The organism is Arthrobacter sp. Ms25 (genome assembly GCF_059090365.1).
On sequence record NZ_JBNHFP010000004.1, the window covers coordinates 631,213 to 642,832 of the forward strand.

The following is an 11,620-nucleotide window of genomic DNA, read 5'->3' on the forward strand; positions in this document are numbered from 1 at the left end:
TTCTTATGTGACTTCTTCCGACTCCAAGATCCCGTTCTACATCACCACCGCCATCTCCTACCCCAACGGCGAACCCCACATCGGGCACGCGTACGAGGTCATTGCCACGGACGCCATGGCCCGCTTCAAGCGCCTGGACGGCTACGACGTGTTCTTTATGACGGGCACGGACGAGCATGGCCTGAAGATGCAGCAGTCCGCGGATAAGGAAGGCATTACCGCCAAGGAACTCGCGGACCGCAACTCCGCCGCCTTCCAGCAGATGAGCCGGGACCTGGATATTTCCCGTGACCGGTTCATCCGCACCACCGACGAAGACCACTATGCGGCGGCGCAGGCCATCTGGAAGCGGATGGAGGAGAACGGCGACATTTACCTCTCCAAGTACTCCGGCTGGTACTCCGTGCGGGATGAGGCGTACTACACCGAAGACGAAACCGAAGTCCGCGAGGACGGCGTGCGGTACTCCAAGGAAACCGATACCGAGGTGACCTGGACCGAAGAGGAAAGCTTTTTCTTCCGCCTCTCCGCCTACCAGGACCGGCTCCTGGCACTGTACGAGTCCCAGCCGGACTTCGCTGCCCCGCGCTCGCGGTTTAACGAGGTCATCAGCTTCGTCAAGGGCGGCCTGGAAGACCTTTCCATCTCCCGCACCACGTTCGACTGGGGCGTGCCGGTGCCGGGCAACCCGGACCACGTGATGTACGTCTGGGTGGATGCCCTGACCAACTACCTGACCGGCGTCGGCTTCCCCGATACCGACAGCGAGGCCTTCCGGAAGTACTGGCCCGCGGATGTGCACGTGATCGGCAAGGACATCTCCCGCTTCCACGCCATCTTCTGGCCCGCCTTCCTGATGTCCGCGAAGCTTGAGCTGCCGAAGCGCATCATGATCCACGGCTTCCTGCACAACAAGGGCGTCAAGATGTCCAAGTCGCTGGGCAACGTGGTCGCTCCGAAGCAGTGGGCTGAGCAGTACGGACTGGACTCGGTCCGGTTCTTCCTGCTGCGCGAAGTTCCCTTCGGCGCGGACGGCTCCTACAACCACGACGCCGTGGTGGGCCGGATGAACTCCGACCTCGCGAACAACCTGGGCAACCTCGCGCAGCGGTCCCTGTCCATGGTCGCCAAGAACTGCGGGGCCGCCGTACCGCAGCCCGGAGCCTTCACTCCGGAGGACACCGCACTGCTGGAAGCGGCGGGCAACCTGCTGCAGATCTCCCGCGCCGCCTACGACGTGCAGGACTTCCACGGAGCACTCGAAGCGACTTGGAAGGTCCTGGGTGACACCAACGCCTACTTCGCCGACCAGGCCCCCTGGGTGTTGCGGAAGACCGACGTCGAGCGCATGAACACCGTGCTGTACGTGACCCTGGAGGTGCTGCGGATTGTGGCGATCCTGATCCAGCCGGTGATGCCGGGCAGCGCGGCCAAGCTGCTGACGGTTCTGGGCCAGGACGACGACGCCGCGCGGCAGTTCAGTGCCATCGGCACCCCGCTGGTGCCGGGCACGCCGCTGCCGGCGCCCGCACCCATCTTCCCGAAGTACGAAGAACCGGCCGAATAGCCCCGCACAAAAAAACACCCCCGGCGGAAAGCCGGGGGTGTTTGATGTTGCAGTGACGGTCAGATGGATTCGACCGATCCAAGGAAGCGCTGTGCGGCTGTCTTCTCCATGACTTCGGCCACGGCCTCCTGCTGGCCGCGGGCCATCTCGATCAGTTCCTGCAGCCGGGCCGCGTTGAACCGATGGTCCGTGGCGGAGAGCACCAGCAGGGTCCGCCACAAGGATTCCTTCATCCGCACCAGCGACTGGAGGGATTCCAGTTCCAACTGCCCGGTGGCGCCGCCGCCGGTGCTGAGCGGATTCAGCGGACCCAGCTTACCGGCCGCCGCTCCCACCATGGCCGCCGCCGCCTTGACCTTGCTGCGGGAATAGCCCAGGGCATGGATCAGGGATTCCAGTTCATCGCGCTCGTCGGAGATTTCCTCCACCAGCCGGGCGAAGGTCTCTTCGTAGGGCGTTCCCTCCCAGGTCCGCTGCGCTGCCGTGAAAAGGCGGACGCCCGTTTCCGCACCGACCAGGTGGTCGTCCAGGTAAGCGGCCAGATCTTCACGGCCGGGGGTGAAATGTCCGGGGGTGGTCTCCTGCTGGGTCATGCTGATCTCCTTACAGCTGCAGCCCGCCGGCCCGATAAGACTCGGCATAAGCCTGCTTAGTAATTTGTCCTTCCCTGTATCTTCGCAGATACGCGGCCCGACCGCGAGGCGGAACCGCGCGGCCGGACGGCAGTTGGGATGTCGCGCACCGTCAATCGGCGGCCAGCCCGGCCACCGGGGACAGGCGGGCAGCGCGCCGGGCCGGGAGGACCGAGGCTGCCAGGCCGGCCAGCAACGCGACCGCCAGGACGCCGAGCAGCTGTAGCCACGGCAGTGAAGGTGCCACGGATGCAAACGATCCGAGGGCTGACTGGACGCCGAGCCAGCCGTAGACCGAGCCCAGCACGGCGCCCATCAGTGCCGCCACTCCTGCGATCAGCACGGCTTCCAGAGCCAGCATGCCGCGCAGCTGCCCCCGGGTCAGGCCCAGTGCCCGCAGCAGCGAGGATTCGCGGGTGCGTTCCAAGACGGAGAGTGACAGGGTGTTAGCCACACCCACCAGGGCGATCAGGACAGCCACGCCCAGCAGGCCGGTCACGACCATCAGCAGGACGTCGATCACCTGTTCAAAGGCCGCCCGGATCACGGCAGCCCCGGAGATCTGGTAGTCCTCGATTCCCAGCGTGCGAACCAGTTCGGACTGCAGATCGATCAGTTCCGGGTTGCTCAGGTCCTCGGTGGCGATCCACAGTTCCGGTACCGGTGACCACGCCCCGGGGTCCTTCAGATCCGGAACACCCCCCAGGGCCTGGGCGGTTTCAGCCGTGATCAGCGGGACCATGTCCATGTGGCCGGTCTCGATGACGTTCAAAACCAGGTCCGACTCGGCACCGCGGACAGTGAGGGAAGCGGCCTCGGTTCCCTGGGGCATGGTGATTGAACCGGGCTGGGGCACCGCACCCGGGTCCCGCAGGACAGCCGATTCCTCAGGGTCGAGGACATACACGCCCTCTTCCCAGCCGCCGAAGTCCACCAGGCCGGCGACCGGCAGCAGGACCGCATCCTCCACCCCGTCCACAGTGCGGGCGGCAGCGGCATCGGCCTCAGACAGCGGCGAACCGTTGAGCAGGGTGCCGAAGACATTCACGTCCACCGGAAACTCCTTGCCCAGTGCTCCCTCGAAGGCGGACCGGGACGTAGCGGCGCCGGTCATCATCATCGTCACCAGGGTCACGCCGATCAGCAGGGCGCTGGAGGTTGCTGCCGTGCGCTGCGGGTTGCGGATGGCGTTCACTGCCGCCAGCTTGCCGGGCACACCCAGCGGGGCGGCAAGCGATCCCACGGCGCGGACCAGCGGCGGGATGAAAAGCGTCCCGCACATCAGGATGCCTACAAAGCTGAGGATGCCGCCGGGGAGGGCGATCAGCAGATTGGCTGAAACGGCACCTGCCCCAAGGAGCAGTACGCCCCCCACTGTAAGTACCAGTCCGGAGACCAGGCGGACCCGGCCCTTCCGGGTGCCGGCCCGGACATCCTCGGCAGGGCGCAGCGCGGCCAGCGGGGAAACTGCGGTCGCGGCGCGGGCCGGCACCAGCGCCGACAGGACCGTCAGCAGGATGCCTACTCCCAGGCCGGCGGCAACCGCCAGCGGTGAAACGGCCAGGGTGGCAAAACCGGACTCCGGTATGGTCCGGAGATAGGCCACGACGGCCGTCATGAGGCCGATCGCGACGCCGACGCCAAGAATGGAGGCGACCACTCCCACCACCAGCGCCTCGACCATCACCGAGCGGCGGATCTGGGCGCGGTCCGCTCCGATGCAGCGCAGCAGTGCCAGTTCGCGGGTGCGCTGGGCCACCAGCACCGAGAAGGTGTTGGAGACCACCAGGGCACAGACCAGCAGTGCCACGGCCGCGAAAGCCAGGAGAACTATGGTCAGCTGGTCGCTTCCCCCGGTGAAGGAATCCACCGTGTGGTTGGTTTGTTCCTCCACCGTGCGTACCGCTACACCGGCTGTCCCGGCGTCGGCGAACGCCTGCTCCAGGTCAGCCTGGACATCGCGGACATCGGCTCCGTCGCTGACCTCCAGCTGGATGCTCGAGAATCCCTGCTCCGGATCCGCGTACGCTGCCACGACAGCATCCTCTGCGTAGAGCTGGGCCGCGCCCAGCATCAGCGGGTCCCGTGGTTCCGCCGTGATGGCGCTGACCACCAGTTCCCGGTCCTCGCCGGCAGCCGGATCCTGCTTCGCACTGATGCCCAGCGCAGACCCCACAGACAGGTCCAGGCGGTCGGCAGTGGCACGGTCCACCGCGACCTCATTCGGTGCTGACGGCAGGTTGCCCTCTTCCACCTCCACCGGCAGCAGGGACGGAGCATCCGGGGTGGTGAACAGCTGTCCGGAGTTTGAGGCGCCGTCGGTGTCGAACAGGATGTACGCAGCGCGGACGGCATAGGTTTCAGCGACCCCGGAGGTACCACGGACCAGGGACACCTCGTCATCGTCCAACACCGTGAAGCCCTGGTTCTCCTCGACGTATTGTGCGGTAAGAATCAGGTCGGCATTGCGGAACCCTTCGCCAATGCTCTGCGTCAGCGAGGCCTTGGAGGAGGAATTGATGATCAGGGTCGCCGTCAGGAAGCTGACGGCGATGACGACCGCCAAGGAGACGGCAATGAACCGCCGGGCGTTGAGGCGCACCTGCGCCAGGGCTACCTGCAGCATGGACTACGCCCCCAGCTTGGTCAGTGCAGCGAGGACGGACTCGGGAGTAGGGCTGGCCAGTTCGCCCACCAGTTCGCCGTCGTTCATCAGGACCACCCGGTCCGCGTAAGACGCTGCCACAGGATCATGGGTGACCATGATGATGCTTTGGCCAAACTCCTTGCTGGAGCGGCGGAGCAGGGACAGGACCTCGGCGCCGGACGTGGAGTCGAGGTTTCCAGTGGGTTCGTCGCCGAAAAGTACATCCGGGCGGGTCAGCAGGGCCCGGGCGACGGCGACGCGCTGCTGCTGCCCGCCGGAAAGCTCATGCGGGCGGTGCTTCAGCCGGTCCGTCAGTCCCAGCGTGGCGGTGATGTTCTCCAGCCACCCGGCGTCCACCTTGCCGTTGGCCAGGGCCACCGGCAAAGTGATGTTCTGCTCTGCGGTCAGGGTGGGCACGAGGTTGAAGGACTGGAACACAAAGCCAACGCTGTCCCGGCGCAGGCGGGTGAGGTCGGCGTCGTTCAGCCCGGTAATCTCCGCGGCACCGATCCAGATGCGGCCCGAGTCGGCAGTGTCCAGCCCGGCCAGGCAATGCATGAGGGTGGACTTTCCGGAGCCGGAGGGGCCCATGATGGCGGTGAACGTTCCGGTTTCGAAGCTGACGTCCACGTCCTTCAGTGCGTGGACCCGGGTGTCACCGGTGCCGTAGGTCTTGTTCAGGAGTTGCGCGGCGGCGGCAAGGCGCGGTTTTCCGGAGCCGGACGCGGGGGAATGCTGTGCAAGTGATGTCATACCGCCACACTATTGTCGGTGCGTATGCGGTTACATCGGAGGGCAGGCGGGTCTGTCGCCGGCGTCTCTCATACCGTGGGTGGAAGGGGACCGGCCAGCCGGTAGGACTCCTGGAGCAGTTCGGACAGTTCGTCCGGAGGCAGATGCTCCAGCCGGGCCAGGAGCAGCAAGGGGGACCGGTCGTGGTGCGGCGTCCAGTAGAAGAGGTCCGGCTGCAGCGCCGCCAGCGCCTCGCGTTCGGCGCTCTTCACCGCCAGCGCCTCGCGTTCGGCGCTCTTCACCGTCAGGACGTCTTCCTCCCACATCCGCGCCATCAAGGTACGGGCAAACCAGGCCGGCTGCTTCCAACTCAGGCGCTCGGTCACCCCGGGGAGGGAGAGGCAGATGGAGCGAACGTCGTCGACCGTGACCATGTCCCTAGGGTGCGACAATCCCCGTCTCGTAGGCAATGACCACTGCCTGTACCCGGTCCCGTGCGTCCAGCTTGGCCAGGATGTGCCCCACGTGGGTTTTCACGGTGGCCTCGGACAGGTAGAGCTTCGCCGCGATTTCCGGATTGGACAGACCCTGCGCAATGAGGGCGAACACCTCGTGTTCGCGCGGGGTCAGGGAGGCGACGGCGGCGGCATGCCGGCTGCCCGGGGCGCCGGCCGTGCGCAGCAGGGGAGCGACGTGGTCCAGCAGGCGCCGCGTGGTGGATGGTGCAATCACGGCGTCCCCGCGGTACACGGTTCGGATGGCCTCCAGGAGTTCCTCGGGCGGTGCGTCCTTCAGGAGGAAACCGCTGGCTCCCGCTTGGATGGCGGTGAGCGCGTATTCGTCCAGGTCGAAGGTGGTCAGGACGACCACCTTCGGTCTGCCGCCGTTGTCTGAGTCCAGAATCCGGGAGGTCGCTTCGATGCCGTCCATCCCCGGCATGCGTACGTCCATCAGTACGACGTCGGCGGATACGGCTGCCAGCGCGGCCAGGGCCTCGCGCCCGTTGCCGGCTTCCGCAACCACTTCGAGGTCCGGTTGGGAATTGATCAGCATCCGGAAACCGCCGCGCACCAGCTGCTGGTCGTCAACGAGGAGCACCCGGATGGCGGCTGCCGGCTGGGTGGAAGAATCGGACGCTGCCGTCCAGGGGGAATCCGGCACTGGTGCTAGGCCTCCGTGTAGGGAATGAATGCGTGAACGCGGAATCCTCCGCCGGCCGCAGGTGCTGCCGTCAACGTTCCATCGTAAAGGGAGAGCCGCTCGGCCATGCCCTTGATGCCCTGCCCGGCGCCGTCGTCGTGCAGGGCCGAGGCCGCACCGTGCCCGTCGTCAAGGAGTGTCAGTTCCAATCCGGCCGGAGTCCAGCGCAGGGCCGCTTCGGCACGCGCCTGGGGGCCGGCGTGTTTGAGGACATTGGTCAGGGACTCCTGGATCACCCGATACGCGGTCAGCTCCGCCCCCGGCGGGAGGGGACGGCGGGGTGTCCCGGTAAGGGTAAGAGAGGTTTCCAATCCGCTGCGCTTGACCGTGGAGAGCAGTTCCTCGATGTCCGCGAGGGAGGGGAGGGGCCGGGTGGAGGCTTCCTCGTCCCCGCGGAGGACGCCGAGCAGGCGGCGCATTTCGCGCAGGGAACTGCGGCCGGTATCGGCAATGACACCCAGCGTCAGGGGCGCGATGTCCGGATCCTTGGCGCTCGCATACCGGGCACCGTCGGCCTGGGTGATGATCACTGAGAGGGAATGGGCCACGATGTCGTGCATTTCCCGGGCAATGTGGCTGCGTTCGTCGGCCGCAGCCAGTTCACGCTCCTGTTCCCGCTCCACTTCCAGCCGGTGCGCCCGGTCCGCCAGCGCCTGCAGGGCGAGGCGCCGGGTGCGGGTCAGGTCGCCGAACATCCAGGCCACCAGCAGCACTGCTTCGAGGGCGATCCATACAGGCACACCCTGCACCAGTGCGATCTCCAGCGAATATCCGGAACCCATATACGGTATGACCGCGTACTGCGCCACGAAGAGGACCCCGCCGACCGAGGCAAGTAAGAGACCGCCAACACTGGCCCACCGCGGAGCATAGGCGGCCAGGGAAAACACCGTGACGTACACGAAGATGTCCGCCGGCAGGCCGGTAACCGGTACGAGGGGCAGCTGAAGGATGCAGGCCGCGGCCTGGACGGACGCTGCCGCCACGGGTCGGCTCCGCCGCCAGGCCAGCGCCATGCAGATGGCTGCGGACAGGAAGAACTCGATGTACTGTCCTCCCCGTGCCACCAGGAAAGGGGCGGCGAAGATGAGCGTGGCGGCTACTGCCTGCCAGAAATTCACTTTCCCCGGGTTCGCCTGTATCCAGGCATAGAGTCTTCGGTGCACAAGCATGGACACCAACTGTAGGGGTGTTCGGCCGTCCGCACGTCATACCGTGGGCTGAACCCCGCGGGGCCGATGCCTGCGTGTCCACCATGCGGGCCGCGTTGCCCGGTGGCTGGACGGAGTTCCTAGGATGGCTCCATGAGCGAAGAAACACCCCGATCGATTTCCCTGGCCGTCATCCCCGGAGACGGCATCGGCCCCGAAGTCACCACCGAAGCCGTCAAGGTGCTGCTGGCGGTGACCTCGGCCAGTCCCGTCCGGTTTGAGCTGACCGAGTATCCGCTGGGTGCCGAGCACTGGCTGGAAACCGGGGAGACGCTTCCGGAGCACACCCTGGAAGCACTGAAGGCGCACGACGCCATCCTTTTCGGCGCCGTGGGGGCCGCACCCGGCGACACCCTGGTCCCTTCCGGACTGATCGAACGTGAGCTGCTGCTGAAGCTGCGGTTCAGCCTGGACCATTACGTGAACCTGCGGCCCGCCCGCCTCTATCCCGGCGTATCGGGCCCGCTCGCGGCCCCGGGCAACGTGGACTTCGTGGTGGTCAGGGAAGGCACCGAGGGACCCTACGCCGGAAACGGGGGAGTGCTGCGGGAAGGAACCCCGCAGGAAATCGCCACCGAAGTATCGCTGAACACCGCCTACGGCGTGGAACGGGTGGTCCGCGATGCCTTCCGCCGGGCAGCTGCCCGGCCGCGCCGGCACCTGACGCTGGTCCACAAGCACAACGTGCTGGTGAACGCCGGCCGCTTGTGGAAACGCACTGTGGAAAGGGTGGCCGCGGAGTTCCCCGAGGTGACGCACGACTACCTCCATGTAGACGCAGCAACCATCTTTATGGTGAGCAATCCGTCACGCTTCGACGTGATCGTCACCGATAACCTGTTCGGCGACATCATCACCGACCTCGCGGCTGCGATCACCGGAGGGATCGGCCTGGCCGCCTCGGGCAACATCAACATGGACGGTACCTACCCCTCCATGTTCGAGCCGGTCCACGGGTCCGCCCCCGATATTGCGGGGCAGCAAAAGGCCGACCCCACTGCAGCCGTTCTTTCTGCGGCGCTCCTGCTGCAGCACCTGGGCTTCGAGGAAGAAGCGGCCAGGGTGGAGCGGGCAGTGGAAAAGGACCTTGCCGGGCGGCAGGGAATCCGGCGCACCACCGCTGAGGTCGGCGACGCCATAGCTGCCGCAGTGTCATAAGCTCGTTCATAGCCAATAAGCAGTCGTAGAACGGGTTTTTGCCGTTCACAGTGGAGGAATCATGACCGTCAGCGCACTGGAGTTTTCCCAGGAGCTTTCCACCAATCCCAAGTCCGCCGCCGAGCGGGCAGCCATCCTGGCGAACCCCGGGTTCGGCGATTACTTCACCGACCACACCGCCGTCATCGACTGGAAGGCGGGGGAGTCCGGCGAGCAGGAGTGGCAGAACGCGCGGATTGAGCCTTACGGTCCCATCTCCATTGACCCTGCCGCCGGCGTGCTGCATTACGGCCAGGAAATCTTCGAGGGCCTGAAGGTTTACCGCCACGCCGATGGATCCGTAGTGAGCTTCCGTCCGGAAGCCAACGCTGCCCGGCTCAATCTTTCCGCCCGCCGGCTGGCCCTGCCCGAACTGCCCGAGGAACTCTTCCTGGAATCCATCCGCCGGCTGGTGGCACTGGACCAGGACTGGATCCCGGACGGTGAAGGCGCCGCACTGTACCTGCGCCCGTTCATGATTGCCACGGAGCCTTTCCTGGGCGTGCGTCCCGCCCGCGAGGTCTCCTATCGGGTCATCGCCTCCCCGGCCGGAAACTACTTCGGCGGCGAACTCAAGCCGGTGTCCATCTGGCTCTCCACCAAGTACGCCCGTGCAGGCCGCGGCGGCACCGGGGAAGCGAAGTGCGGCGGCAACTACGCCGCGTCGCTCATCGCCCAGATGGAAGGCGAAGCGAACGGCTGCAAGCAGGTGCTGTTCCTGGACGAATTCAACGACAACGCAGTGGAAGAACTCGGCGGGATGAACGTCTTCTTCGTCTTCAAGGACGGACGCCTGGTCACTCCCGCCCTGTCCGGCACCATCCTGCACGGCATCACCCGCTCGTCGGTGCTGCAGCTGGGCCGCGACCGGGGCATGGACGTCCAGGAACGCAAGATCACCCTCGATGAGTGGCGCGAAGGCATCGCCTCGGGAGAGATCACCGAGGTCTTTGCCTGCGGTACGGCCGCCGTCATCACACCGATCGGCCAGCTGAAATCCGAGGACGAGGTCATCGGTTCCGCCGACGCCAAGCCCGGCGAAGTCACCATGTCCATCCGTGAGCAGCTGCTCGGCATCCAGACCGGCACCGTGGAGGATACCCACGGCTGGCTGACCCGTCTGGCCTAGGCAGCTCATGCCGATGCTTCCGGACTCCGGGCTGGTTCCGTCCAGCGACCTGACCCGCGTGCGCCTCGCGCCTAACCCGGGTCCCATGTCGCTGGAGGGGACCAACAGCTACGTTGTGGCTGCCCCCGGATCCGGAAGCACCGTGGTGGTGGACCCCGGCCCGCAGGAAGAAGGGCACCTGGCAGCCCTGGCAGCTGCCGGCACCGTGGAACTGGTGCTGATCACCCACCGGCACCCCGACCACACGGAGGCCAGCCGGCGGTTCGCCGAACTGACGGGGGCTCCGGTGCGCGCCCTCGATCCTGCCTACTGTGTGGCGGGGGAGCCCCTGGCCGGCGGCGAAGAGATTTCTGCCGCCGGCGTGGACATCCGGGTCCTCGCAGCCCCGGGCCACACGTCCGATTCGGTGTGCTTCTGGCTTCCCGACGACGGCGCCAACGGCTCCGTCCTGACGGGGGACACCATCCTGGGCCGGGGGACCACCGTGCTGGACTACCCGGACGGAACCCTCGGGGATTACCTGGATACCCTCGAGATGCTCTCCGGGCTGGGTCCGGCGACGGTCCTTCCCGGACACGGTCCCGTCCAGCCGGACCTGAGTTCCCTGGTCCTGACCTACCGGGACCACCGCGAGGAACGGCTGGAACAGATCCGTGCGGCGTTGGCTCAGGCCGGGCCCGATGCCGGGGCCGGCGAGGTGGCCGACCTTGTCTACTCGGATGTACCGGCCAACGTCCGGTCCGCTGCCGAACTGTCGGTGGCCGCGCAGCTCGCGTATCTGCGGGGCCGCGGTTAGTCCGCGCCTCGCTGTCCGGGGCTGGCGAAATCCCTGTGACGAGGACGACCGGCGGCCAGCTTGCAACATGCAGTTGGGACCGTCCTAGAATGGAGGTATCGGCCGCCGGGTCGGGACTGTGCAATTGAGTCCCGGGGCCTGTGCGGCGGATCACCTCAAACCGGTTTGCAAGGACCGGAGCGGGTGTGTAAAGTTATGGGAGTCGCCGCGGCCGGGACGCTGAAAAAGCGCCCGAAGCATGGCGGCCAAACCCACCAAAAATCTTCAGTCCAGCTGATGCGTGCCCCTTGCGGGCCGGCAGGGAAGACTGCGGTTGATGCTGGGTCCGGAACGGCGGTGGAACGCTTTCCAGGGAGTCCCGATAAGGGATGATCCGGGAATTGCGGAAAACGCCGGAATGGAATAAGATATAAAAACATTGCAGCGAAGAAGAAAAGGAAAACATAAAAGGTTTTCCCGAGTATTTTCGGATTGCGTCTGTTGTTTGAGAACTCAATAGTGTGCCAAGT

At 66.0% G+C, this 11,620-nt stretch carries 11 protein-coding genes; 4 read left to right on the forward strand and 7 right to left on the reverse strand.

The genetic code is table 11. The features are described from left to right. Positions 1-7 precede the first annotated feature (7 nt). Positions 8-1,567, forward strand: coding sequence for a methionine--tRNA ligase (gene metG, locus AC5RT8_RS14480; RefSeq protein WP_494096390.1), 1,560 nt, complete (start codon positions 8-10; stop codon positions 1,565-1,567). Between the two features lie 59 nt (positions 1,568-1,626). On the opposite strand, the gene AC5RT8_RS14485 is transcribed toward metG, so the two are convergent. The 6 genes from AC5RT8_RS14485 to AC5RT8_RS14510 form a co-directional block, all read right to left on the reverse strand. After that, complete coding sequence (locus AC5RT8_RS14485) at positions 1,627-2,160, reverse strand: hypothetical protein (RefSeq protein ID WP_494096391.1); 534 nt, start codon at positions 2,158-2,160, stop codon at positions 1,627-1,629. Positions 2,161-2,311: 151 nt separating this feature from the next. Beyond that, complete coding sequence (locus tag AC5RT8_RS14490; RefSeq protein ID WP_494096392.1) at positions 2,312-4,825, reverse strand: ABC transporter permease; 2,514 nt, start codon at positions 4,823-4,825, stop codon at positions 2,312-2,314. Positions 4,826-4,828: 3 nt separating this feature from the next. Further along, the gene (locus AC5RT8_RS14495; RefSeq protein WP_494096393.1) at positions 4,829-5,599 is read right to left on the reverse strand and encodes an ABC transporter ATP-binding protein; all 771 of its coding nucleotides are present in this window, start codon (positions 5,597-5,599) and stop codon (positions 4,829-4,831) included. Positions 5,600-5,667: 68 nt separating this feature from the next. Next, entirely contained in the window at positions 5,668-6,012 is a 345-nt protein-coding gene (locus tag AC5RT8_RS14500) for an MmcQ/YjbR family DNA-binding protein (RefSeq protein ID WP_494096394.1), read from the reverse strand. 4 nt (positions 6,013-6,016) lie between these two features. Continuing rightward, positions 6,017-6,676: a response regulator gene (locus AC5RT8_RS14505; RefSeq protein ID WP_494096424.1), complete on the reverse strand. Its 660-nt coding sequence runs from the start codon at positions 6,674-6,676 to the stop codon at positions 6,017-6,019. A gap of 68 nt (positions 6,677-6,744) precedes the next feature. Beyond that, complete coding sequence (locus AC5RT8_RS14510; protein ID WP_494096395.1) at positions 6,745-7,950, reverse strand: sensor histidine kinase; 1,206 nt, start codon at positions 7,948-7,950, stop codon at positions 6,745-6,747. Between the two features lie 132 nt (positions 7,951-8,082). Here AC5RT8_RS14510 and AC5RT8_RS14515 point away from each other — a divergent pair, with 132 nt between their 5' ends. The 3 genes from AC5RT8_RS14515 (at position 8,083) to AC5RT8_RS14525 (ending at position 11,111) form a co-directional block, all read left to right on the forward strand. After that, entirely contained in the window at positions 8,083-9,147 is a 1,065-nt protein-coding gene (locus AC5RT8_RS14515; RefSeq protein ID WP_494096396.1) for a 3-isopropylmalate dehydrogenase, read from the forward strand. Between the two features lie 61 nt (positions 9,148-9,208). Continuing rightward, a complete protein-coding gene (locus AC5RT8_RS14520) occupies positions 9,209-10,315 on the forward strand; it encodes a branched-chain amino acid aminotransferase (RefSeq protein WP_494096397.1) in 1,107 nt (368 codons plus the stop codon). A gap of 13 nt (positions 10,316-10,328) precedes the next feature. Continuing rightward, positions 10,329-11,111 (forward strand): MBL fold metallo-hydrolase, encoded by a 783-nt coding sequence (locus AC5RT8_RS14525; RefSeq protein WP_494096425.1) that lies wholly within the window; start codon positions 10,329-10,331, stop codon positions 11,109-11,111. A gap of 193 nt (positions 11,112-11,304) precedes the next feature. Here AC5RT8_RS14525 and AC5RT8_RS14530 read toward each other — a convergent pair. Further along, a partial coding sequence (locus AC5RT8_RS14530) for a hypothetical protein (protein WP_494096398.1) occupies positions 11,305-11,620 on the reverse strand: 316 nt, incomplete at its 5' end.

Coding starts and splice junctions, on each gene's coding strand:
- AC5RT8_RS14485 (WP_494096391.1), bottom strand. CDS start 2,160: ATGACCCAGCAGGAGACCACCCCCGGACATTTCACCCCCGGCCGTGAA.
- AC5RT8_RS14490 (WP_494096392.1), bottom strand. CDS start 4,825: ATGCTGCAGGTAGCCCTGGCGCAGGTGCGCCTCAACGCCCGGCGGTTC.
- AC5RT8_RS14495 (WP_494096393.1), bottom strand. CDS start 5,599: ATGACATCACTTGCACAGCATTCCCCCGCGTCCGGCTCCGGAAAACCG.
- AC5RT8_RS14500 (WP_494096394.1), bottom strand. CDS start 6,012: ATGGTCACGGTCGACGACGTTCGCTCCATCTGCCTCTCCCTCCCCGGG.
- AC5RT8_RS14510 (WP_494096395.1), bottom strand. CDS start 7,950: ATGCTTGTGCACCGAAGACTCTATGCCTGGATACAGGCGAACCCGGGG.
- AC5RT8_RS14515 (WP_494096396.1), top strand. CDS start 8,083: ATGAGCGAAGAAACACCCCGATCGATTTCCCTGGCCGTCATCCCCGGA.
- AC5RT8_RS14520 (WP_494096397.1), top strand. CDS start 9,209: ATGACCGTCAGCGCACTGGAGTTTTCCCAGGAGCTTTCCACCAATCCC.
- AC5RT8_RS14525 (WP_494096425.1), top strand. CDS start 10,329: ATGCTTCCGGACTCCGGGCTGGTTCCGTCCAGCGACCTGACCCGCGTG.